Origin of the sequence: Bradyrhizobium sp. AZCC 1721 (assembly GCF_036924715.1) — a bacterium.
Classification (GTDB): domain Bacteria; phylum Pseudomonadota; class Alphaproteobacteria; order Rhizobiales; family Xanthobacteraceae; genus Bradyrhizobium.
On record NZ_JAZHSB010000001.1, the window covers coordinates 2,766,543 to 2,790,056 of the forward strand.

The window sequence follows — 23,514 nt, forward strand, 5'->3', positions numbered from 1 at the left end:
CGAAGATGCGCGGCTGTTCAGCTTGCCGCGCCACCGGGATGTTCTCGTCAGGAAACATCCGGCGACGGATCGACGCAGTGCGCCTTGTGGATCGCGGACGGAACGAAGCCAAAATGCTTCCGGAACACACGGCTGAAGTGCGACGAACTCGAAAAGCCCCACGAAAATGCGACATCGGTGATCGTCTTGCCGTGTTGGGTCTCCAGCTCCTGCCGGCAGTGCAGCAGTCTCGCCCGCCAGATGTAATCGCTGACGGTCATGCCCTTGTCGCTGAACAGCATGTGCAGATAGCGCTTGGTGCAGCCCAATGCCGCGGAGATCTGGTCGATGCAAAGATCCGGGTCGCGCAAATGTTCGCGGATGAAGGCTTGCGCGCGAATGTACATCGCTTCGGGACCGACGCGATCGAACATCGTGTCGGCCTCGCGCAGCGGTAACAGCAAGAGATCGATGAGCGAATCGGCGACGCCGATGGCGTTGTGAGGCGACAGTCGCTTTGCTTCATCAAACGCGGTGTGCACGAAGTCATAGGCGATGCGGCCGGTGCCGTTTCGCGCGGAGAGCTTGCAAGGCAACATCTTCGCCGTGCGGAAGCCGCGCTCGTGGAGCAGCTCCTTCGGGACAATCACAACCTCGTGCCGGGTCAATGAGGGGCTCACGATCGTGTGCGGACAGGAGACGTCATAGGCAAGACAATCGCCGGGCATGATGTCGATGCGGCGGCCGTTCTGTTCGAAATGCGAGATGCCGTAGGTCTGGAACAGTATCTTGACGTAGGGATGTTCGCTCAGCTTTGTGCCCGAGATCGTATGCGCGATACGATGCTGGCTCGCCTCGATCTGACAGAGTTTGAGCTGCGAGACGGTCGTGTAATTTATCCGTCCCTCCAGCGAGGAACCTTCCAGCGGATCGACATCAAACTGGCCGCATAGATCGGTCAGTGCGTCTGACCAAGTTTGGATCTGCTTCTTCGGCGCCAACCCGGAAGTGCTGAGTGAACGAACTGTATCAGGCATTGCCCAGCCACCGATTTGAGAACAGACTGCTACCTCCGCCGAGGCGTCGGTCAGATGGTCGCGACATTTGGCCCCAATTTAGGCAGTCGTCAGGAAGCGCGCAGATTCTTCCCAATATCCCTTTGACAATCCTCCAACTTAGTTTCGGCGGCGTCAAGGGAAACCTAGACCGAGAGTCGCGCAGGGAAGGCCATGGGAACACGCCCACGGCATCATGCTTCGCAGCATCACGAGAGCCGAAACAGCGCGTCCAGCGCGAAATTAAAAAATTCAGTTGGGTTTCGCTATTGAGCAAACCCGCTTCGCTCTTGGGCAAGTTTCCCATCTCCGGGCGGGATAGGAATAGGGACCAATAATGGAAGAATGGGCCGTTTCGGCGGAAACCCAAAACTCGTATCCTGGAGGAAACACTATGCGCAAGGTGCTATCCGCAGCCTGTCTTGGCGCTATGGCGACATTCGTTGTCGGCGTCGCATACGCCAACGAAGAACTGATCAAGATGTCGCAGAACCCAAAGGACTGGGTGCAGCCGGCCGGCGACTACGCCAACACACGTTACTCGAAGCTTAACCAGATCAACGCATCCAACGTCGGCAAGCTTCAGGTCGCCTGGACCTTCTCGACCGGCGTGCTGCGCGGCCACGAAGGCGGCCCGCTCATCATCGGCAACATGATGTACGTCCATACGCCGTTCCCGAACAAGGTCTATGCTCTTGACCTTTCGCAGGACAACAAGATCGTCTGGAAGTACGAGCCGAAGCAGGATCCGAACGTCATTCCGGTGATGTGCTGCGACACGGTGAATCGCGGCGTGGCCTATGGCGACGGCAAGATCTTCCTGCATCAGGCCGACACCACCTTGGTCGCCCTCGATGCCAAGACCGGGCAGGTCGCTTGGAGCGTCAAGAATGGAGATCCGGGTAAAGGCGCTACCGGTACCCTCCTCGCCGCTGGTCGTCAAGGACAAGGTTCTGATCGGCATTTCAGGCGGCGAGTTTGGCGTGCAGTGTCACGTCACGGCCTATGACCTCAAGAGCGGCAAGCAGGTATGGCGCGCCTTCTCTGAGGGGCCGGACGATCAGATCATGTTCGATGAGAAGACCACCGAGCACGGCAAGCCGGTCGGCAAGGACTCGAGCATCAAGACCTGGCAGGGCGATCAGTGGAAGATCGGCGGCGGCTGCACATGGGGCTGGATGTCCTATGATCCAAGTCTGAACCTCGTCTATTACGGTTCGGGCAACCCCTCGACCTGGAACCCGAAGCAGCGTCCGGGTGACAACAAATGGTCGATGACCGTTTTCGCCCGCAATGCAGATACTGGCGTTGCGCGCTGGGTCTATCAGATGACGCCCCATGACGAGTGGGACTATGACGGCGTCAACGAAATGATTCTCAGCGACCAGAACGTCAACGGCCAGGAGCGCAAGCTGCTGACCCATTTCGATCGCAACGGTTTGGCTTACACGATGGACCGTGCCACCGGCGAACTTCTGGTAGCCGAGAAGTACGATCCCAAAGTGAACTGGACCACCGGCGTCGACATGAACAAGAGCTCGCCGACTTATGGTCGTCCCAAGGTCGTCGATCAGTATTCGACGGAGAAGGGTGGCGAGGACAAGAACACCAAGGGTATCTGCCCGGCCGCGCTCGGCACCAAGGACCAACAGCCGGCAGCCTATTCGCCCGATACGCAACTGTTCTATGTTCCGACCAACCACGTCTGTATGGACTATGAGCCGTTCAAGGTGAGCTACACCGCGGGTCAGCCCTATGTTGGGGCAACGCTCTCGATGTATCCGCCCCAAGGCGAAAGCCATATGGGCAACTTCATCGCCTGGGACAACAAGACCGGCAAGATCGTGTGGTCGAACAAGGAGCCGTTCTCGGTGTGGTCAGGTGCGCTCGCTACCGCTGGCGGCGTGGTGTTCTACGGAACGCTCGAAGGTTACCTCAAGGCGGTCGATGCCAAGACGGGCAAGGAGCTCTACAAGTTCAAGACCCCGTCCGGTATCATCGGTAACATCAACACCTATGAGCAGGGCGGCAGGCAGTATGTTGCAGTGCTGTCCGGTGTTGGCGGCTGGGCGGGTATCGGCCTTGCCGCAGGTCTGACCGAGCCAACTGAAGGCCTCGGCGCAGTCGGTGGCTACGCCGCGCTGGCCAACTACACCGCGCTCGGCGGCACGCTCACGGTGTTCGCGCTGCCGCAGTAAGTGCTAACTTCGTTCCGACGCGTGGCTCGTGCCACGCGTCGGTTCGTCTGCCATCGAATATTGAGGACAATCTCTTGCGTATAATCTGGTTGTTGGCGGCCACTCTCGTTTTGATGGCCTCCGGAAAGCTCGTTCTAGCCGATGACGCGGTCGATCCGAAGGCCGTCAAGTCCGAGGACGGAAAGTATCTCGACAAGGAAGGCAGTCCTACCTTCAATGTCGGAGCCGACGGTACCGTCGATTGGTACACTTATTCGGGATTTCGTCGCTATCATTCGGAATGCCATGTCTGCCATGGCCCTGACGGGATGGGGTCGACCTACGCGCCGGCGCTAAAGGATTCGCTGAAGACGATGAGCTACGGCGACTTTGTCGGGGTCGTCGCGAGCGGCCGCAAGAACGGCAACTCCGTCATGCCAGCCCTCGGCGACAACCCCAATGTCGCCTGCTACATGGACGACTTTTATGTGTATCTGCGCGCCCGCGCCCATGATGCCGTCGGGCGCGTTCGTCCCGCCAAGAAGGAAGACAAGCCCGACGCGTACACCGAGACAGAAAAGTCCTGCATGGGAAGCAAGTGATCATGCCGAACATGCGAGGTTCACGTCCTGGTACGTCCGTGCAGCGATTTGAAAAGCAAATGTGGAGCTTAAGATAAAAGCAAATGTGGAGCTTAAGATGAAGACCCGCGCCGCTGTCGCGTTCGAAGCCAAAAAGCCTCTTGAAATCGTTGAGGTTGATCTTGAGGGCCCAAAAGCTGGCGAGGTTCTCGTCGAGATCAAGGCGACTGGAATCTGTCATACCGACGCTTACACGCTTGATGGGTTCGACAGCGAAGGAATCTTTCCTTCGATACTCGGTCATGAGGGCGCGGGCATCGTCCGCGAAGTCGGGCCGGGCGTGACGTCGGTCAAGGCCGGCGATCACGTGATTCCGCTCTACACGCCGGAATGTCGCCAGTGCAAAAGCTGCCTGAGCGGCAAGACCAATCTCTGTACTGCCATTCGCGCCACCCAGGGCAAGGGGCTGATGCCTGACGGCACCTCGCGCTTCAGCTATCAGGGCAAGCCGATCTTCCATTACATGGGCTGCTCGACGTTTTCGAACTTTACCGTGCTGCCGGAAATCGCGGTGGCAAAGATCCGCGAGGACGCGCCCTTCGACAAGAGCTGCTACATCGGTTGTGGGGTGACGACGGGCGTTGGCGCCGTGGTTAATACCGCCAAAGTGACACCGGGCGCCAACGTCGTCGTTTTCGGTCTCGGCGGCATCGGCCTCAACGTCATCCAGGGCGCGAAGATGGTAGGCGCCGACAAGATCGTCGGCGTCGACATCAACGATTCCAAGGAGGACTGGGGCCGCCGTTTCGGCATGACGCATTTCGTCAACCCGACCAAGGTCAGTGACATCGTCCAGCATCTGGTCGGGCTCACCGACGGCGGCGCCGATTACACCTTCGATTGCACCGGCAACACCACCGTGATGCGGCAGGCGCTCGAAGCGTGCCATCGCGGCTGGGGCGTCTCGGTCGTGATCGGGGTCGCTGAGTCCGGCAAGGAGATCGCCACCCGGCCATTCCAGCTCGTGACCGGCCGTGTCTGGAAAGGCACGGCCTTTGGCGGCGCGCGCGGCCGCACGGACGTGCCGAAAATCGTCGACTGGTACATGAACGGAAAGATCGAGATCGATCCGATGATCACGCATGTCCTCAAGCTTGAGGAGATCAACAAGGGATTCGACCTCATGCACGAAGGCAAGTCGATCCGTTCGGTTGTCGTATTCTGAATCGGGGAACTTCAAGCACAAGGAGGATAGGCCTATGACTGTTCATATCCACCCATCGATTGACAGCGGCGTAAAGCAGGGGACTGGCAACTTCGCCGGCGGCACCCTGGTCTGCAAATGCCAAGACAAGCCGGTCAAGGTCGCCATCAAGGGCGACGTGGCCCACAACCACGCCTGCGGCTGTACCAAATGCTGGAAGCCCGAGGGGGCGATCTTCTCCGTCGTCGCCGTCGTCCCGCGCGACAATGTGAATGTAGTCGAGAACGGCGACAAGCTGCAGATCGTCGACCAGGCGGCGGCAATTCAGCGTTATGCCTGCAGGGCCTGCGGTACGCATATGTACGGTCGGATCGAGAACACGGGGCATCCGTTCTATGGGCTCGACTTCATCCATCCCGAACTGTTCCAGGAAGGCGGATGGGCAGCTCCTGGGTTTGCCGCGTTCGTGTCGTCCGTGCTGGAGTCCGGTGTTCAGCCCGGTGAGATGGATGGCATCAGGGCCCGGCTGAAGGAACTTGGACTGGAGCCGTATGATTGTCTGTCGCCGCCCTTGATGGATGCGATCTCGAGCCACGTAGCCAAGTCCAAGGCCAGGGCTGCTTGAATAAGGCAGCTTGAACAGGGCGGCTTGGACGGGCGCCAGCCTGAGCTCGCGCGATACCAAACAAAGTTGCGCTGATGGCGGTCGCCGTCGGCGCAACCGCGCTCTGAGAGTACGGCGGGGCGGTCCCATGCCTTTCCGTTGGGCCGACAGGTGAGCAGGCCTGCCGGCCTCTAGTCGCTCGGCGATCGGGCCGGCGGTGCGTCCCGCGCCTAATTCCCAGACATCGAAGTCTTCGCGCAGTCGCCATGCGACATGGTTGTTGCAGGGCGTGCAATCGGCTGCACTTGACCGATCGTCTGATTTTGCATGCTGCGGTGCGGTGGCCTTGTCATGGCGGCCGCGATGCTGGAGACGGACATTCCCCGGGAGGTGTTGACCCATTGAGCGGTTCCCTTCTATGGACGGTGCTGACCGCATAGATGCTCGCGAGGATTCCCACGATGCCAATCGTCACAGACGCCGCCTTCATTCTGCCCGACGATTTCGCCGGTGCCGCGCTGATGGGGCGCGTCTGGCGTCCCGATCTTGCCGGCCCGTCGGTGGTCGCGATCCGCCAGGACGGCGTGTTCGACATCACCGAGGACTTCCCCACCGCCAGCGAGCTTGCCGCTGCTGCCGATCCGGCCGGGGCGCTGCGCGCCGCGCGTGGCGAGCGCCTTGGCGCACTGCAGGATCTCCTAGACAACACGCCGCCCGACACCCGCGATCCGACCAGGCCATGGCTGCTCGCCCCGATCGATTTGCAGGTGATCAAGGCTGCCGGCGTCACGTTCGCCGTGTCGATGCTGGAGCGAGTGATCGAGGAGCGGGCACGCGGCAATCCGGATTCGGCCGAGGCGATCCGGGCCGAGGTGACGCGGATCGTCGGCACCGACCTGTCGCAACTGAAGCCGGGCTCGGCCGAAGCGCAGCATGTGAAGGACGTGCTGGTTTCCCAGAACGCCTGGAGCCAGTATCTCGAGGTCGGCATCGGGCCAGACGCCGAGGTGTTTACCAAGGCGCCCGTGCTGTCGGCGGTCGGTACATGCGTGGATGCGGGCCTGCATCCGAAATCGACCTGGAATAATCCGGAGCCGGAGGTCGTGCTGGTGGTGGCGAGCGATGGGCGCATCGTTGGCGCCACGCTCGGCAACGATGTCAATCTGCGCGACTTCGAGGGGCGTTCGGCGCTGCTCCTGTCCAAGGCAAAGGACAACAACGCCTCCTGCGCCATCGGGCCGTTCGTGCGGTTCTTCGACGCGAGCTTCACGCTCGATGACGTGCGGAGAATGGAAATTTCGCTGGAGGTGAAGGGGCCGGAAGGCTTCGTCCTGCACGGCGCATCCTCGCTGACTCAGATCAGCCGCGACCCGGCCGACATCGTCGGGCAGACGATTAACGAGAACCATCAATATCCCGATGGCTTTGTGCTGTTCCTCGGCACGATGTTCGCGCCGATCCAGGATCGTGCCGCGAAGGGACAGGGGTTCACCCATGTCGAAGGCGATTTGGTGACGGTCGCCACGCCGAAACTAGGCCGGCTGACCAACCGGATGCGTCACAGCGGCGATTGCGAGCCCTGGCAGTTCGGCTTGGCCGATCTCTTCGCCGCATTGATGCGCCGTAAGGGCGCCGCCCGAAGCAGCAATAGCAGATAGAAACGGACTGGGAATCTATGCGCAAGTGGGCAGGAAGATAGTCGGCAGGATCGTCCACGCGATCCCAAGAAGCGAAAGCAGGATCAGAAGGTGTGATACGCCACGCAGGAACCGAGAGCTGCCGAGGCTCTGGGTGGGCCGGGCACTACCGCGATGGAGCGTCCATGCCGTCAGGAGGAGGGCGGTTAAAGCTGCGGCAGTGGCAAGAGTAATCGTCCAGGCCATCATGGTAGCCGCTGCGGCCACTGGTCCAATGCAGATCAGCGCTTCGGTGGCGTAGACGGTCGTCAGATGCAGAAACCAGATAAGGGGCGGAGCAAGCACCTGCAGAAGATTGCCAAGGGATGGCTTGATAGTGTCGCTCATCCTGCAAGCCTCGGAAATCCGTGCACGAGGAGAAGCCCCAGCAGGCCGGAATTGCGCATTCCGAATGTAAGAATGGCGTTGGTCAGCGCGAAGTGGCCCCGACTTGCCGCAACGCTGTAAAGACCGGACCATGCGAAGAGAAAGCCGCCGAGCGCGATTGCGATCAGGCCATAGAGAATGAAACGGATGGTTCGTATCAGGCGTGGGCGTGAAACAAGGGGCATCGCTAGCGGCCGATGGGGAGCCTGCCGTCCGGCATGGGAGCCGCGGATACTTCCGCGCGTGTTATTAACTGCACGGTGATGATCACGGCCGCGACCAGATAGCTGAGTGGACAGGCTATGATCATGAGCAGGCCGGCTAGATGTTGATCCTCCAGCGCGTGATGCAATGAGACATGTCCAGGAGCGTCAGCAAGATGGCCTGAGAACCTATAGAGTGTTCTCGGCGCGAAGATGAGCAGCGCCGCAAGCAGACATGTCAGTTTTCCAGTAATCAGGAGCGCCGGAATTGTCTGCCACCGCGATGCGGCGGAAGTGGTCAGCAGGGACAACCAGAAGAAGAGCGCGGCCAGCAATAGAGTTGCGTGGAACGTCAAACCAGCTGGCGGAGACCGGAGGAGAAGGTGATGGACCGCGGGCGAATGCCACGTCCAGAGCAGAACAATCTGAAGGAAAGTCGCAGTCCAGAGCCAGAACGGTCGGGTGCCGCCGATAGCCGGCGGGTAACGATCAACGCGGCGACCGAGGGCGCGATGATATTCATCGATGCGATATGCAGCACCATATGGGTCGAGAAATGACTGAGATCGTAAACCAAAAGCACCGCCGCCCCAGTCAAGAGAACGGCAGTAGCGCTCGCGATGGCGGGACTGGTCATCCGGACGTTCAATGTCCTGGCTTATCGCCCTCAACGGGCATCAAAGCATCAAGTCCAAGTTCCCAAAGATGTTCCCCCCATCGCGCGGCGCCGCTTGGCGCAGCAGCACCACCTAAAGGAACTTACGGAACAAAACGGCATTGAAGATGCGGCGTTCATGGCTCGCAAAACGCGAAGCAGGAGCATGATATGGCTCGGAGATCGATCTGGACGCGGTACGGGTTCGCCTGGGTTACTGGGGCTTTATTTCTGATTACGCTGACCGGTCACTGGATATTCGGTTGGTATGCCTACGCGAACGAGCAGCTTGCTCTCAAGCAGCCAGTTGAAATCAGCGACTACACCATGCAGATGATGCGTGACATGCTGGAGAACTGGCAATCTGAGTTTTTGCAGTTGCTTTGGCAGGTTGCCGGTCTGGCCATTCTGCTGCACGTCGGCTCGCCGCAATCCAAGGAGGGCGAGGACCGGATCGAGGCCAAGATCGACGCTATATTGCTTGCTGTGGAGCCGAAGAAAGGCGACAGCCTCCTGAAGGAAATCGATGACGAATATGAAGGGCGTCATACGGACTCCGGCTTTGTACGGAAGCTGGAGCGTCTACATAGCTGAGCCCACCGTCGGGCGGCCGCACGTTTGGTGCATGTCGAGCTCGCAAGCGGTATGATGTCCGCGAGCCTATCAAGCCAGCCGCGGGCCGGCACATGTGAGCGGCATCGCTGTCGGCGAGAGTGACGTGCCCTGATTCCCTGTTGTACGATCCCGATCAACGACAACCTGGGATGTATCTGCAATGGCGAAAATCAGGATCGGTCTGGCCGGCTGCGGCTTCGTGTCCGAGCTGCACATGCATGCCTATCGGCGCGTTTATGGCGTGGATGTCGAGGTCAGGGCTGTTGCAGCGAGGGGCAGTTATGTCCTCGAGTTTGCCAATCGTCACCAGATCCCGGCGGTGTACCGCAGCTTTGGCGATCTGATCGCCGACAGCGATCTCGATGTGATCGACATCTGCACGCCGCCCAACTTGCACACTTCAATGATTGTCGATGCGATGCAGGCCGGCAAACACGTTATCTGCGAAAAGCCGTTCGCCGGCTATTTCGGCCGGGATGGTGACAAGGCGCCGATCGGCAAGCACGTGCCGAAGGCATTAATGTATGAGCGCGTGCTGGACGAAATGGCGGAGACCCGCGCGGCGATCAACAGGACCGGCAAGCTCTTCATGTATGCGGAGGACTGGATTTACGCGCCGGCGGTGACCAAGACCGCCGAGATCCTCAAGGCCACGAAAGACAAGATCCTGTTCATGAAGGGGGAGGAGAGCCACTCCGGCTCGCATGCGGCGCACGCCGCGCAGTGGGCGCTGACCGGCGGAGGCTCGCTGATCCGGATGGGATGTCATCCGCTTTCGGCGGTGCTTTATCTCAAGCAGGTTGAGGCGAAGGCGCGCGGAGAGACGATCAGCGTTGCGAGCGTGACGTGTGACGTCGGCAATGTCACGGCTATCCTCAAACCGGAGGAGCGCACCTACATCAAGGCCAATCCGGTCGACGTCGAGGATTGGGGCACGCTCACGGTGACCTTCTCCGACGGCACCAAGGCGACGGTGTTTTCCGGCGACATGATCATGGGAGGCGTCCGCAACCTGATCGAGACCTATATCAGCGGCGGCTCGCTGTTCGCCAACATCACGCCGAACACGCACATGATGAGTTACCAGACCAGTGAGGAGAAGCTCGCCGGCGTCTATATCACCGAAAAGGTCGACCGCAAGACCGGCTGGCAATATGTCTGCCTCGAGGAGGAATGGACGCGCGGCTATACGCAGGAAATCCAGGACTTCATGGAGTGCGTCGCCAGCGGCCGGCAACCGCTCTCCGATCTGGCGCTGGCCTTCGAGACGATCAAGGTCAACTACGCCGGCTATTGGGCGGCTGAGGAGGGACGGCGCGTCACGTTGTGAGCCCGCTGGCGAATGATCCGATCGTGGCGCGCCCGCCACATGGTGCGAGACGCCGCTTCGCGGCTCCTCACCATTAGGGTCTGGGAGCTTGCGCGATGCGATACCTCATCCTGAGGAGCGCGCGTCTCGAAGGATGAAGCCCCGAACGTTCTACGCCGCGTAGACCGATGACTTCGGCAGCGGGAACACTGGATCCCGCGTCCTGATATTGGTGGGCCAGACCACCGAGATATGCTCGCCGGCATTTTGCATCACGACCGGGGTCGAGCGCTCGTTCTGGCCGGAAAGCGGCGTGCCGGGCCGATAGAATTTCACGCCGTAGCCCTGGATAGTGCCGCCCGGCGGGATGTCCACGTCGAGCGCCGCCTTGCGAACCGCTTCGGGATCGAAGCCGCCATATTTCTCCTTTGCCACGGGCAGTACGTTGTTGAGCAGGATCCAGGTCTGGTTGAAACCCATCGAGCAATGCGGCGGAACGTCGGTCGCGCTGGTTTTTTCCTTGTAGCGGGCGACCATGACCTTGGTGAGATCGCCGATCCCGGGCGCGAGTTTCGCGGGATCGAGCAATTGGGCCGGCACCGGATCGATGTTGCAGAAGTTGTCGATGTCCGCACCGAAGGTCGCGCGCAACTTGTCGAGCTGGCTGTAGCCTGCGCCGGCGCCGAACAGCATCTTGAACTTGAGGCCGTTCTCGCGCGCTTGCCGCAGGAACAGAGTGATGTCCGGATTGTATCCGGCATGGGAAATCACATCAGCCCTGGCGCGCTTGATCTTGGTCACCAGCACCGAGAGGTCGGGGGCGGACGCAGAATAGCCTTCCTTGAGCACGACTTGCAGGCCGGCCTCCTTCGCATAGGCTTCGTCGGCCACGGCGACGCCGACCCCGTAAGGGCCGTCCTCGTGAATCAGCGCGACCTTGACGTCCTTGGGCTCCATGCCGAGCTTGGTTTTGGCGTGCTCGCTGATGAAGCTCGCAAAGGCCTGGCCATACTGATCGGAATGAATCTGTGCGCGGAAGACGTATTGCAGGTTCTTGTCCTTGAAGACGGCAGTCGAAACCGCAGTCGTGATCCAGAGAATCTTTTTCTGCTGCTCGACCTTGGCCGAGAGCGGAACCGCGTGCGAACTCGCATAGACACCGTTGATGATGTCGATCTTCTCCTGGTCGATCAGGCGATTGGCCTCATTGATCGCCACATCCGGCTTGCTCTGGGAATCGGCAGCGACAGGGACAACCTTGTACTTGCCGCCGATGCCGCCCTTTTCGTTGACGAGATCGATGGCAATCTGCGCGCCGATCGAGGAGGCGACCGACCCGCCCGCGGCAAAAGGCCCGGTCAAGTCGTAGATCAGGCCGATGCGTACCGTCTCGGCTTGTGCCTGCGCGCGGGTCCAATCGAAGCTGAATGCAGCGGCGGCCGCCGCAGAAGTCTTCAGCAGTGTTCTGCGTGAAGTCGGCATCGTGTCCTCCCACTGAATTATTATTATCGCCGGGACTGGTTCTTCCGGGTTTTCAGTCAAGTATTTGGAGAATACGGCGAGAAGTCAACCTGCGCGCATGCTCGTCATGGGGCGCTTGTGGCAGTGCAAACGTGTGGTTGGGCAAGCGCAGGGCAGGGCTCGCCGACTAAAGTCTGGTAGAGGATGGATGTGGAGCAAGGAGATCGCGCCGCGTGCATTTTCGTGTATCGGGAGAATCCGATGTTGATGATGACCAGCACGGGCGCGGCGATCACAGGCGACTGCATTGAACGCCATGTCGAAGGCGATCGGGGTGAACTGACCGAGGTTGCGTTCGAACTGACTGCCCGCTTTCGGGCGAAGGCTTGCCGATCTCGCGCAGCGCCTGGAGCGCAGCAAAATGCAATTTGCTGCGGTTGGGTCAGACAAACCGAGTGGTGTTGAAAACAGGAAGGCTGCACGTGACAATTTGTCCGCTGCCTCTTTTTGGCCGGGTTCGCCCTTTCAGTTTGTGATATCTGAATCCACTTACGCATTACACCATCGCCCGATGGCATCAATGCAGAACGCGAGACGAAAATGTCATCGCCTTCAGATCAGACCCGGCGCACGATTATCCTGACCGCTCTTGCCACCGCGGTGCACGCAGCGGCGCCTAGACCGGCCGCGGCCGAGGAGGACCAGCCCGGCAGCGACCTGCGACCCCAAAAAGCCGACGTCCTGGTCTTCGCCGAGGGGGATCATGCGGGTGAGGTCATCAAGCCGCAGGACCTGAAGGTTGGCGAACCGTTCGTTCGCGCCTGGCCAAAGGATCCCAAAACTTCGGTGGTCCGAAAAGGTTCGCGGTTGAATGAGGTGGTGGTCGTAAAACTTGATCCGGCCGAACTTGATGACGACACGCGCGCGAGGTCGGCTGACGGCATCGTTGGGTATTCGGTGATTTGTACCCACGCCGGGTGCCCTATCACTGCCTGGGGCAAGGCGGCGCAGGGCGAAAAAGACGTGCTCAAATGCGTTTGCCATAATTCCGAGTTCGACCCCCGGCAAAACGCGCAAGTGGTGTTTGGACCGGCGCCTCGACGCCTTGCGGCACTTCCGTTGGCGATAGCTGACGGTTCGCTCACCGTCGCTGGAACATTCGTTGGAAAGGTAGGAGCACAGCAAGGAGGGTGATCGCAGTCCGCATCAAATGCCGCACAACCACCAAGAAAGATGAAGAAACAAACGGGAGGTAGCGTCTATGACCATGAAGCAATGGCTATTGTCGAGCTTTGTCGCGTCCACGTGCCTGTTTCCAATCGGTGCCTTTGCCGGCCCGATTGAGAAATACACTCCGGTGACAGCCGATCGCCTGAAGAACCCGGAACCCGGCAACTGGATGCTCTATCGCCGAACCTATGACGGCCAGGGATACAGCCCGCTCGACCAGATCAATACCTCGAACGTGAAAGACCTGGTACCGGCGTGGACCTTCTCCACCGGCGTGGTTGAAGGGCACGAGGCTCCCCCGATCGTGAATAACGGCGTGATGTTCGTCGCGACTCCGATGGGCCAAGTGATCGCCCTCAACGCCAAGACAGGCGAAGAGTACTGGCGTTACAAACGCCAGCTCCCCGACGATCTCTTCCAATTGCACCCGACCAACCGCGGGGTGGGATTGTGGCAAGACAAGCTGTACCTGGCTACAACGGATGACCATGTGGTCGCGCTCGATGCCAAAACGGGCAAGGTCCTCTGGGATACCAAAGTCCAGGACTACAAGAAGGGTCAGTACCTGACTCTGATGCCGCTGATTGTCGACGGAAAGGTTATCGTCGGTGCTGCCGGCGGTGAATTCGGCGTGCGGGGCTATGTCGTCGCGTATGATGCCAATGACGGCAAAGAGTTGTGGCGGACCTTCACCATTCCCGGAAAAGGCGAGCCTGGCAACGAAACGTGGAGCGGCGACGACTGGAAAACGGGTGGCGGCTCTGCGTGGATGACGGGCAACTACGATCCCGACACCAGGACCATTTACTGGGGCGTTGGCAACGCCGCACCGTGGCCGGGAGATACTCACCCCGGCGACAATCTTTACACAACCTCGGTGCTAGCGCTCGACCCGGATAGCGGCAAGATCAAAACCTATTTCCAGTACCATCAAAACGATTCCTGGGATTGGGACGAGGTGGAAGCACCAATGCTGGTCGACGTGCAGAGGGATGGACGCATCTTCAAGGGCCTCATCCATCCGGGACGCAACGCGATCTTCTGGGTACTCGAGCGCAAGCCGGACAGCATCAAGTATGTAGCCGGCTGGCCTTATGTCTATACCGACGTCTGGAAGGGCATTGAGCCCGAGACCGGCAAGCCGATTGTCGATCCGGCTCACAAGCCAGTTATGGGCAAGCGGGTTGACTTCTGTCCGTCATTATGGGGCGGCAAGGATTGGCCGTCGGCGGCCTATAGTCCGAAGACCCGCTTTGTCTATGTTCCGGCCAACGAGAATTTCTGCGGCGGCTTTACCGGCGAGAAGGTGCCGTTGGTTCCCGGTCAGCTTTGGCTCGGGACCAAGCCCGAAGATATCGGCCTGAAGGTTCGCTCCGGCGCCACTCATTTTGGCGAGCTGCAGGCCTGGGATCCGGGCACGGGAAAGAAGGTCTGGTCGCACAATTTCCCCAGATCGCAGCTGTTTGGTTCGGTGACGGCGACCGCGGGCGATCTCGTCTTTGTGGGCGGTACCAATGACCGGATGTTCCGCGCCTTTCATGCCAAGACAGGCGAACTGCTTTGGGAGCAGAAGACCAACTCCGGCATCGTGGGTATGCCGGTCGCGTATGAAGTCGATGGGACGCAATATATCGCTGTCCAGTCGGGCTGGGGCGTAGACGCGCAGCGCATCCAGGACTCATTGGTGACTCAGAACAATGTCGGTCTTGAGAATAACGTGCCCCAGGGCGGCGTTGTCTGGGTATTCGCCGTCAAGAAGTAACTGGCGATAATCTAAAGAAGAGCGGCGGACGAGATGCCCGCCGCTCTTTTGCTGCAACCGGCTAACCCGCCTCAGGCTTCAAGTTGCTTGCCGATCGGCAGCGCGCGGATGCGCTTGCCGGTCGCGGCGAAGATCGCGTTGATCAGCGCCGGCGCAACGGGCGGCAGCCCTGGCTCGCCAACGCCACTGGGCGGCGTGTCGGGGTCGGCAGGCGCGATATAGACGTTGGTCACGGCAGGGGATTCGTCGATCCGAATTACCGGGAAATCGTCGAAATTGCCCTGTTGCACCTTGCCGTCCTTGAAAGTGATCTCGCCATACTTGGCGAAGCTCATGCCCATGATTACAGCGCCTTCCATCTGCGCCTGGATTCGCTCCGGATTGACGTGGGTTCCGCAATCGATCGCGGTATCCACCCGGGGCACGGTGAGCTTGCCCTTGTCGTCGAAAGCTACCTCGACAATGGTCGCGATGTAGCTGACGAAACTGCGGTGCGCGGCAATGCCAAGCCCGTGGCCCTTGGGCACAGACCGTCCCCAACCGCCCTTGTCCGCGACCAGCTCAACGACCTTGCGAAGACGTGCCGTGTCGATCGGATAGCTGTCATAGGGTTCGCCGTAGTTCCAGAGGTCTTTTACCGAATCGAGCTTGACGATCCGGGGCGAGCCGATCAGCTCCAGCAGCATGGTCTTTTGATCGCGGTTGGTGGCATGGGCGAGTTCGCCCACCATCGATTGCACCGCAAAGGCGCGCGGGATATTCGACACCGAGCGGAACCAGCCGATCCGGGTACGCGCGGCCGCTTCCGGATTCTCGCACTGGACGTTGGCGATCTCAAAGGGCATGTCGACCAGCCCCATGCCGAGTTCGAACGGCGCCTGATGCAGCGCACCGGCGGCAAATGTCGAGGCGATGCTCGGCGCGACGCTGCGATGCCGCCAAGCCGTCACCTTGCCGTTCTTGTCGAGGCCAGCCTCAATGCGTTCGACCGAGACGGTGTGCAGGAAGCCATTGCGAATGTCGTCTTCCCGCGTCCATTGCACCTTGACGGGGGCCCCGAGCTCCTTTGAAAGCAGTGCCGCCTCGAGGGCGAAATCGCACTTCGACTTGCGCCCGAAGCCGCCGCCGAGCAGCGTGACGTTGACGGTGACATTCTCCTGGGGAATGCCGAGCGTTTTGGCGACGTCTTCGCGCGTTCCGCCCGCGCTTTGCACTGGTGCCCAGATCTCCGCCTTGTCGCCCTTGACGTCCGCGACCGCGACCGGCGGTTCCATGCTGGCATGGGCATGATGCGGCACGTAATACTCACCGACGATCACCTTGTCGGCGCCCTTCAAGGCGGCCTCGACGTCGCCCTCCTTGCGTACCACCAGGCCGGGTTTCCGTGCGGCTTGCTCCAGTTCGGCGCGGTAGGCGACCGACTCGTATTTGCCGTTGGCGCCATCGTCCCAGACGATCTTCAACGCGTTGCGGCCCTTGATGGCCGCGCCGGTGTTGCGCGCGATCACAGCGATCCCGCCGAGCGGCTGGAATTTTGAAGGCCACGGCCAGCCCCTGACTTCCATGACCTTCTCGACGCCGGAAACCTTCATCGCTTCCGCCCCATCGAACGACGCGACCTTGCCGCCGGTCACCGGCGGCCGGGCGATGACGGCATATTTCATGCCGGGCAGGCGGACGTCGGCGCCGTAGCGCGCGGTGCCCACCGTGATGTCGCGACCGTCGACGATGCCGATCTGGCCTTTGCCCAGATAACGAAAATCCTTTGGGTCTTTCAGCCTCAGGCCTTCGACACTCGGCACCGACTCCCTGGCGGCATCGGCTGCCAGCTCGCCGAAGCCGATGCGGCGTCCGCTCGCATTGTGGACGACCTCGTGATTGATCGCCTTCACTTCGGTCGCTGGCACGCCCCAACGTTTCGCCGCTGCGGTTTCGAGCATCGTGCGGGCCGAAGCGCCGATCTGGCGCATCGGCATCAGATAGTGCCGCGTGCTGCGCGATCCGTCGGTATCCTGGTTGCCAAATTTGACCTCGTCGCCAGGCGCCTGCTGGACGCGAACGCGCGACCAGTCGGCTTCCATCTCTTCGGCGACGATCATCGGCAGGCTGGTGCGGACACCCGTTCCCATCTCGGCGCGGTGCGCGACGATCGTCACCGTTCCGTCGGATGCGATAGAAACGAAAACGCGCGGGTTCACCACGGTACCGTGCGGCATCTTGTCCGCACCGGTCTGGTACGCAGCAAAGCCGGGGCGTGACATCACGGGAGCGGCGAGCACAAAACCGCCGGCCAGCCCGAGGCCCTTCAAGATACTGCGGCGTGAAACGTTGTCGACCTTGATGTGCCGTTCGAAGCCACGGAGCTTGTTGGGATTGGTGAGGATATTCATGGTTACACCCCCGTCGATGCGAGATGCACGGCCTTCTCGATGCGTTGATAAGTGCCGCAACGGCAGATGTTGCCCGCCATCGCTTCGCGTATCTGGTCGTGATTGGGCTTTGGATTTTCCATCAACAGGGCCGCGGCCTGCATGATCTGGCCGGCCTGGCAAAAGCCGCATTGCGGGACATTAAGCTGACGCCAGGCCTTCTGGACCGCGTGATCTCCGGTCGGATGCAAGCCTTCGATGGTCGTGACCTCGCGGCCGACCACGTCGGAAACCGAGGTGATGCAGGCGCGGACGGCCTGTTTGTCGACGATAACCGTGCAGGCACCGCATAGCGCCTGGCCGCACCCGTATTTCGTGCCCATCAAGCCGGCCTCATCGCGCAGAAACCAGAGTAATGGAAGGTCCGGGTCGCCGTCCCAGCTGTGCTCTTGGCTATTGATCTTCACCTTGATCATGATCGTTCCTCGCTCTTCATAAGCTGCTGATGTTTGTTCGACGTGAGCGAGAACATATTTCCCAACCGCTCAACGCCGTTGCTTTACGAGTTTGATCGCGTGGCCGGAGAGCCGGCCTTGCTTGGCAACCGCTGGCTGAATTGTACGATTTGCTTTGAATTTTGGTGGGCCATCCTCCTGCTTAAACATTTATCCGTGTTTACAGGACGGCGCGGCGAGACAGGCGCCTAGCGGACGCTATCAGAAAGCACGCCAGATCGAATTCACAACGTGTTGTCTTTGCACTCAATTTTGGACGAAAGCGGGGCCGCCCCTCACGGACTGCCAATTTTTCCTGCCGGCCGTCATGCAGAACCCGCTTTGCAAGGGTTCGCGGGCAGACCGGTGCGATCAGCACCGCGTCGCCGGCTAGCCTGACCCGTTACGTTGCGAGCTGCGCCAACCCTTTCCAGTCGAATGCGATTCCATGGCCGGGCCGCGTCGGCGCCAATGCCATGCCTTCCTGGAGGGCAAGCTGGTGCTCGATGTAACTATCGAGCCCAAATCCGTGGACTTCGAGATAGGAGCGGTTCGGACACGCCGCGAGCAAATGCACGGTGACGTCATGTGCGCCGTGGCTGGTCACCGGTAGATTGAACGCTTCCGCCAGCCGCGCGATCTTCATAAAGGCAGTAACCCCGCCGCAATTGGTGACGTCGGGCTCGGGGTAGGACACCGCGCCGGCCGCGATGTAGTTCTTGAACTCCCAGAGCGTACGCAGGTTTTCGCCGGCCGCGATCGGGACGCCGCCGGCAGCCATGATGCGGGCGTGACCGGCAATATCGTCGGGAATGATCGGCTCTTCGAGCCAGGTGAGATCGTATGGTTGCAGCGCACGTGCCGCGCGGATGGCTTCCTCGACCGTCCATTTCATGTTGGCATCCGCCATCAGCGGAAAGCCGTTGCCAAGATGTTGGCGCATCGCCTGCACGCGCGCGACGTCGGATGCGAGATCGGGGCGGCCTACCTTCATCTTGATGGCGCGAAAGCCCTTGGCGAGATTGTCGTCGGTTTGCTTCAGAAGCTGTTCGATGGACAAATCGAGATCGATGCCGCCGGCGTAGCAGGGTACGCGGGCGTCGAAGCCGCCTAACATGCGAAACAGTGGCAGGTTGGCGCGGCGCGACTTCAGGTCCCACAGGGCGATATCGAGCGCCGAGAGCGCAAGCACCGGCGGGCCGCCGCGCCCGCCGTAATGCAGGCTCCACCAGACGTGATGCCAGATGGCTTCGGTGTCATCGGCCTCGCGGCCCTCGATCAGTTCGGGGATCTCCCGCCGGAGGATGTCGGCAATCGCGCCGCCATTGCGGCCGACGGTGTATGTATAGCCGACCCCTTCGGCCCCGTCCGAATCGCGGACACGGCATGTCACCAGTTCGAAGGCTTTGAGTTCGCCGTGCGTGCTGTCGGAGAGGGTAACGGGCAGGGGGATCCGGTAGAGTCCGGCCTCGGTTGTCTTGATACGCGCCATTGTTTCCACCCGATCTTTTTCATTGCACGCTAAATCGATCTTGTCGGCAGAGCAATTGCTTACAGCGCTCCCGGATGGGAACCACCTCGCAGTCGTTCGTCCGCTGTTTTCGAAGCGGGCGTGCGGCTAAGTCGCGTTCAAGGCCTGGGCGATATCAGCGATCAGATCGGATGGGTGCTCGATGCCGATCGACAGCCGGATCGTGCAATCGAGAACGCCTATTTTTTGGCGGATGCCAGCCGGAACGCCGGAGTGGGTCATGCTTGCAGGCAGGCTGGCAAGCGATTCGGTGCCGCCCAGGCTCACGGCCAGCTTGAAGATCTGCAGCGCGTTCAGGAATTTGAATGCGGCGGCTTGGCCGCCGACGATGTCGAAGGAAAATGTTGAGCCGGCACCAGTGCATTGCCTCGCAAACAGGCGGCCGGCAGGGGATGCCTCATCGTGGTGACCGAGGTAATGGACCTTTGCCACTTTTGGGTGGTCGCGCAGGTAGTCTGCGACGAGGCGCGCGTTTGCGTCAGCCTTCTCCATGCGGATGCCCAATGTTTCAAGCGACCGGCTGATCATCCAGCACGAATGGGGGTCTAGTTGGGTGCCAATCGCGCCGCGCAACGCTTTGACTTCCTTCATGAGCGCCTTTGAGCCAAGCGCAGCGCCTGCGATCAAGTCGGAATGACCGCCGATATATTTGGTCAGCGAGTACAGCGAAAGATCTGCGCCGTGTTCGATCGGTCGCTGAAACACCGGTCCGAGCAACGTATTATCGCATGCGATGATCGGCGTACTCCCCTGGGTTTGGCCGATCATCTCGGCGATCCGGCGGACCATTGCTACGTCGACCAGGCCATTGGTTGGATTGGCCGGTGTCTCAATGAAAATCATCGCAAGCCGGCCTTTGCGCATGGCGTCACCCGCTGCCGCTCTGACCGCCGCTTCGTCAATGCCGTCGGAGAAGCCCACCGCGCCGATGGAGAGGTTCGCAAGCGTCTTCGCAAACAGGGTCTCCGTCCCGCCATACAGTGGCTGGGAGTGCAGAATGACGTCGCCAGGGCGGACGAAGGCCAGGATTGTGGTCGAAATCGCGGCCATGCCCGAAGAGAACAGCGCGCAATTCTCGGCGCGCTCGTACACCGACAACCTGTCCTCGACGATCTCACTGTTAGGGTGATTGAACCGCGAGTAGACCAGACCAGCGCCCATCCCCTCGGGCGGCTCGCGCCGGCCCGCAACGTAATCGAAGAAGTCCTGTCCGTCTTCGGCGGTCCTGAAGACGAAGGTCGAGGTCAGGAAGACCGGTGGTTTGACGGCTCCTTCCGACAGTTGCGGATCGTAGCCGTAGTTCAGCATCAGCGTTTCCGGATGCAGCATGTGGTTGCCGATGTGGGTTTTCGACGGAAACGGTTTCACCATGGGCTGTCTCCCTGTCGGGGATGCGGAACGTCGCACTGCGTTGGAAGTGCGCAATCGCGAGGGCGATCAGGAGTAATGGATGCGATCGCATCCAGCGGCTCCAGTTGACGTTGTTAAGCTGGGATCAGCGTAGCAAAATTCGGGACTGATTTCACCGCATCCGGAGCGGATTTCGCAGTGCTCGATCGTCAGGCATGAACCGCAACCTTCAACGCCTCGGCGCGGATCTCTTCGACAAGCCGTTCCTTCAGGCTGACGAATTCGGGTGTGGTCTTGATCTTGTAGGATCGCGGGTGGGGTAGATCGACCGCGATCTCGGCCTTGATACGGCCCGGACGGGCGCTCATGACGATCACGCGGCTGCCAAGGAAGATCGCCTCCTCGATATCATGGGTGACGAACAGCACGGTTTTCTGCTCGCGCTCCCAGATGCCGAGCAGCATTTCCTGCATCAGCACGCGGGTTTGATTATCGAGCGCGCCGAACGGCTCGTCGAGCAACAGGATTTTTGGATCGTTGGCCAGCGCCCGCGCGATCGCCGTCCGTTGCTGCATGCCGCCGGAGAGTTGCTTCGGCCAATGATTCTCAAAGCCCGACAGGCCGACCCGTTGGATGAAGCCGTCGGCGATCTTGCCGCGATCCGCTTCGGAAATCCCGCGCTCGCGCAGGCCAAACGCGATGTTTTCGCGCACGGTCAGCCATGGAAACAGCGTGTAGGACTGAAACACCATGCCGCGATCGGCGCCAGGGCCAGCCACCTCTTGCCCATCAAGAATGACCCGGCCGCTGGTCGGCCGGTCAAGCCCGGCGACGATGCGCAGCAACGTCGATTTTCCGCAGCCCGACGGGCCGAGGATGGTGACGAAATCATTGTTGCCGACGTTGAGGTCGATCGGCTCCAGCGCGCGTGTCGGCGCATGCCCCTGGCGCGCGGGGAAGGTGCGGGCGACCTGATCGATTTTCAGCTCGGTCATGCCAGTTTCCACGGAAACAGCCAGGCGTTGAATGCCTTGAACAGGAAGTCCGACACCAGCCCGATCAGACCGATGACGATGATGCCGAAGATTATCTGGCCGGTGTTGAGCAGGGCCTGGCTGTCCGTGATCATATGGCCGATGCCCGACGATGAGCCGATCAACTCGGCTACGATGACGTAGGTCCACGCCCAGCCGAGTACGAGCCTAAGGATCTCCGCGACCTCGGGCGCGGAGGAGGGCAGCAGCACCCGGTTGATGATGCCGCGGTCGCTGGCGCCCAGTGTGTAGGCGGCTTCAACGAGGTCGCGCCTGGTGTTTCCGACCGTCACGGTGACCATCAGGATGATCTGGAAAACCGAACCGATGAAAATGACCAGGAGCTTCTGCAGTTCGCCGATGCCCGCCCACAGGATCAACAGCGGGATAAAGGCCGAGGCGGGCAGGTAACGTGCGAACGAGACGAACGGCTCCAGTAAAGCTTCGATCGGCTTGTAGGCCCCCATCAGAACGCCGAGCGGCACGGCGATGATGGCCGCCAGCACAAAGCCGCCGACGACACGCCAGATCGTCATGCCGATGTCGAACAGGAAGCCGTGCTTTGTCAGCAGCTCCCAACCTTCCTGCAGCATCGTCAGCGGGTTGGCGAGAAACGTCTTCGAGACGTAGCCGCCGAAGGTTGCCCAAGCCCACACGGCAACGAAAAGCACGAAGAACGCCAGGCCATAGGCCGCACGCTGCCTCGATGTCACGGGATCCAGGGGACGTATCACAGGCATATCCTAAAAAGCTGTGCGGTGATCGCCGTCGTCCCGCTCTCATGACCGAAAGCGGGACTGGCGCAGCACGCACAAAACTACTTGATGAAGCTCGCGTCGTAGAGGTCGTCGATCTTCGGAACCGATTTGATGATGCCGATCTCGAGCAACAGCTCTGCAGCTTCCTTGTTGAAGGTCAGGAATTCACCCGCGAAGAATTTCTGGTTCGCGGCTTTGTCCTGCCAGCGCAGGAATTTGGCTGAGTTGCCGAATTGCTCGCCGGACTGTTTTACGTCGGCACCCATGATCTCATACGACTTGGCCTGATCCTTTTCGATCAAGGCGATCGCCTCAAAATAGCTGTCGGTCAGCGCTTTGGCGGCTTTCGGGTTTTCAGTCAGGAATTTCGGCGTGCAGCCGAACGTGTCCATCACCATCGGATAGTCGAGCGTGGTGGCGATGATCTTGCCCTTGTCGGGTGCTGCGCGCACCGTCGAGAGGTAAGGCTCATAGGTCATGGCCGCATCGTTCTGGCCCGAGACGAATGCCTGCGCTGCCGCCGCCGGCTCCAGATTCACGATCGTGACATCCTTGACCGAAAGCCCGTTCTTCTTGAGCATCCAGGCCAAAGCAAAATAGGGCGAGGTGCCGGGCGCGGACGCGGCAACCGTCTTGCCCTTGAGGTCCTTGATCGAGGCGATATTGTTTCGCGTTGCCATGCCGTCGGCGCCGTAGCTCTTGTCGAGCTGGAAGATCTGCTTGGTGGCGACGCCATTGGCATTCCAGGATATCCAGGTCTCGACAGTGGTCGCCGCGCATTGGATGTCGCCCGACGCGATGGCGAGATGGCGGTCTTTCTGCGGGATCTTCTTGATCGTCACATCGAGGCCGTTCTTCTTGAAGATGCCCGCCTGATTTGCGAGCGTGAGCGGGGCAAAACCGGTCCATCCGGAAATGCCGATGCCGACCTTAACGTCCTGGGCGGCGGCCGGTGCGGCCACCAGGAGAGCGGCCGTTGCCGCGAAAATTCCAAAATTACGCATGGCTGTATCCCTTTTGCTGGTTCATGGTCTTCATGCTGGTTGCGGCGAAGCTGTAGCCAAAACTGCTGCATAGCTT

23 protein-coding genes are annotated in these 23,514 nt (G+C 60.4%); 11 read left to right on the top strand and 12 right to left on the bottom strand.

All coding sequences use genetic code 11. From position 1 onward, the window contains the following. Positions 1–47: 47 nt before the first annotated feature. Positions 48–1,016, bottom strand: coding sequence for a helix-turn-helix domain-containing protein (locus V1273_RS13140; RefSeq protein ID WP_057847777.1), 969 nt, complete (start codon positions 1,014–1,016; stop codon positions 48–50). Positions 1,017–1,371: 355 nt separating this feature from the next. Here V1273_RS13140 and V1273_RS13145 point away from each other — a divergent pair, with 355 nt between their 5' ends. The 6 genes from V1273_RS13145 to V1273_RS13170 all read left to right on the top strand — a co-directional run bounded on the left by V1273_RS13145 (position 1,372) and on the right by V1273_RS13170 (position 7,258). After that, positions 1,372–2,043, top strand: coding sequence for an outer membrane protein assembly factor BamB family protein (locus tag V1273_RS13145; protein ID WP_334409848.1), 672 nt, complete (start codon positions 1,372–1,374; stop codon positions 2,041–2,043). After that, the gene (locus V1273_RS13150; RefSeq protein WP_334409850.1) at positions 1,925–3,232 is read left to right on the top strand and encodes a PQQ-dependent dehydrogenase, methanol/ethanol family; all 1,308 of its coding nucleotides are present in this window, start codon (positions 1,925–1,927) and stop codon (positions 3,230–3,232) included. Before V1273_RS13145 ends, V1273_RS13150 begins: the two co-directional genes overlap by 119 nt. Before the next feature lie 113 nt (positions 3,233–3,345). Next, positions 3,346–3,813, top strand: a complete 468-nt coding sequence (locus V1273_RS13155; RefSeq protein ID WP_334369244.1) for a c-type cytochrome, methanol metabolism-related — start codon at positions 3,346–3,348, stop codon at positions 3,811–3,813. 97 nt (positions 3,814–3,910) lie between these two features. After that, positions 3,911–5,017, top strand: a complete 1,107-nt coding sequence (locus V1273_RS13160; RefSeq protein WP_065748431.1) for an S-(hydroxymethyl)glutathione dehydrogenase/class III alcohol dehydrogenase — start codon at positions 3,911–3,913, stop codon at positions 5,015–5,017. A 34-nt stretch (positions 5,018–5,051) separates the two neighbouring features. Continuing rightward, on the top strand, positions 5,052–5,621 hold the full coding sequence (gfa, locus tag V1273_RS13165; RefSeq protein WP_334409851.1) for an S-(hydroxymethyl)glutathione synthase: 570 nt from the start codon (positions 5,052–5,054) through the stop codon (positions 5,619–5,621). A gap of 440 nt (positions 5,622–6,061) precedes the next feature. Beyond that, positions 6,062–7,258, top strand: coding sequence for a fumarylacetoacetate hydrolase family protein (locus V1273_RS13170; protein WP_334368074.1), 1,197 nt, complete (start codon positions 6,062–6,064; stop codon positions 7,256–7,258). Positions 7,259–7,273: 15 nt separating this feature from the next. On the opposite strand, the gene V1273_RS13175 is transcribed toward V1273_RS13170, so the two are convergent. From V1273_RS13175 to V1273_RS13185, 3 genes are all read right to left on the bottom strand, one after another. Next, a complete protein-coding gene (locus V1273_RS13175) occupies positions 7,274–7,624 on the bottom strand; it encodes a hypothetical protein (RefSeq protein WP_334409853.1) in 351 nt (116 codons plus the stop codon). Positions 7,625–7,850: 226 nt separating this feature from the next. Then, complete coding sequence (locus V1273_RS13180) at positions 7,851–8,291, bottom strand: cytochrome c oxidase assembly protein (protein ID WP_334412205.1); 441 nt, start codon at positions 8,289–8,291, stop codon at positions 7,851–7,853. Next, the gene (locus tag V1273_RS13185; RefSeq protein ID WP_334412319.1) at positions 8,219–8,503 is read right to left on the bottom strand and encodes a hypothetical protein; all 285 of its coding nucleotides are present in this window, start codon (positions 8,501–8,503) and stop codon (positions 8,219–8,221) included. Before V1273_RS13185 ends, V1273_RS13180 begins: the two co-directional genes overlap by 73 nt. Before the next feature lie 189 nt (positions 8,504–8,692). On the opposite strand from V1273_RS13185, the gene V1273_RS13190 reads away from it, so the two are divergent. After that, positions 8,693–9,115, top strand: a complete 423-nt coding sequence (locus tag V1273_RS13190; RefSeq protein ID WP_334368077.1) for a DUF6766 family protein — start codon at positions 8,693–8,695, stop codon at positions 9,113–9,115. Positions 9,116–9,296: 181 nt separating this feature from the next. Next, positions 9,297–10,466 carry a Gfo/Idh/MocA family protein gene (locus V1273_RS13195; RefSeq protein WP_334409854.1) on the top strand — a complete coding sequence of 390 codons (1,170 nt, stop codon included), beginning with the start codon at positions 9,297–9,299 and terminating at the stop codon, positions 10,464–10,466. Positions 10,467–10,616: 150 nt separating this feature from the next. Here V1273_RS13195 and V1273_RS13200 read toward each other — a convergent pair whose 3' ends face one another. Next, a complete protein-coding gene (locus tag V1273_RS13200; protein ID WP_334409855.1) occupies positions 10,617–11,927 on the bottom strand; it encodes an ABC transporter substrate-binding protein in 1,311 nt (436 codons plus the stop codon). A 240-nt stretch (positions 11,928–12,167) separates the two neighbouring features. Here V1273_RS13200 and V1273_RS13205 point away from each other — a divergent pair, with 240 nt between their 5' ends. The 3 genes from V1273_RS13205 (at position 12,168) to V1273_RS13215 (ending at position 14,898) form a co-directional block, all read left to right on the top strand. Then, a complete protein-coding gene (locus V1273_RS13205) occupies positions 12,168–12,371 on the top strand; it encodes a hypothetical protein (protein WP_334409856.1) in 204 nt (67 codons plus the stop codon). Positions 12,372–12,506: 135 nt separating this feature from the next. Continuing rightward, positions 12,507–13,100, top strand: coding sequence for a QcrA and Rieske domain-containing protein (locus tag V1273_RS13210; protein ID WP_334409857.1), 594 nt, complete (start codon positions 12,507–12,509; stop codon positions 13,098–13,100). 67 nt (positions 13,101–13,167) lie between these two features. Continuing rightward, entirely contained in the window at positions 13,168–14,898 is a 1,731-nt protein-coding gene (locus V1273_RS13215) for a methanol/ethanol family PQQ-dependent dehydrogenase (protein WP_334409858.1), read from the top strand. Between the two features lie 71 nt (positions 14,899–14,969). On the opposite strand, the gene V1273_RS13220 is transcribed toward V1273_RS13215, so the two are convergent. From V1273_RS13220 to V1273_RS13250, 7 genes are all read right to left on the bottom strand, one after another. Continuing rightward, a complete protein-coding gene (locus V1273_RS13220; protein WP_334409860.1) occupies positions 14,970–17,288 on the bottom strand; it encodes a xanthine dehydrogenase family protein molybdopterin-binding subunit in 2,319 nt (772 codons plus the stop codon). 2 nt (positions 17,289–17,290) lie between these two features. Next, on the bottom strand, positions 17,291–17,743 hold the full coding sequence (locus tag V1273_RS13225) for a (2Fe-2S)-binding protein (RefSeq protein ID WP_334409861.1): 453 nt from the start codon (positions 17,741–17,743) through the stop codon (positions 17,291–17,293). 421 nt (positions 17,744–18,164) lie between these two features. Further along, the gene (locus tag V1273_RS13230; RefSeq protein ID WP_334409862.1) at positions 18,165–19,253 is read right to left on the bottom strand and encodes a mandelate racemase/muconate lactonizing enzyme family protein; all 1,089 of its coding nucleotides are present in this window, start codon (positions 19,251–19,253) and stop codon (positions 18,165–18,167) included. Between the two features lie 126 nt (positions 19,254–19,379). Beyond that, positions 19,380–20,663: a cystathionine gamma-synthase family protein gene (locus tag V1273_RS13235; protein ID WP_334409863.1), complete on the bottom strand. Its 1,284-nt coding sequence runs from the start codon at positions 20,661–20,663 to the stop codon at positions 19,380–19,382. Positions 20,664–20,851: 188 nt separating this feature from the next. After that, positions 20,852–21,637 carry an ABC transporter ATP-binding protein gene (locus V1273_RS13240; protein ID WP_028350860.1) on the bottom strand — a complete coding sequence of 262 codons (786 nt, stop codon included), beginning with the start codon at positions 21,635–21,637 and terminating at the stop codon, positions 20,852–20,854. Further along, the gene (locus V1273_RS13245) at positions 21,634–22,407 is read right to left on the bottom strand and encodes an ABC transporter permease (RefSeq protein WP_334369245.1); all 774 of its coding nucleotides are present in this window, start codon (positions 22,405–22,407) and stop codon (positions 21,634–21,636) included. The genes V1273_RS13240 and V1273_RS13245 overlap by 4 nt, the downstream gene beginning before the upstream one ends. A gap of 86 nt (positions 22,408–22,493) precedes the next feature. Continuing rightward, positions 22,494–23,438 (bottom strand): ABC transporter substrate-binding protein, encoded by a 945-nt coding sequence (locus V1273_RS13250; RefSeq protein ID WP_334409864.1) that lies wholly within the window; start codon positions 23,436–23,438, stop codon positions 22,494–22,496. Positions 23,439–23,514 lie beyond the last annotated feature (76 nt).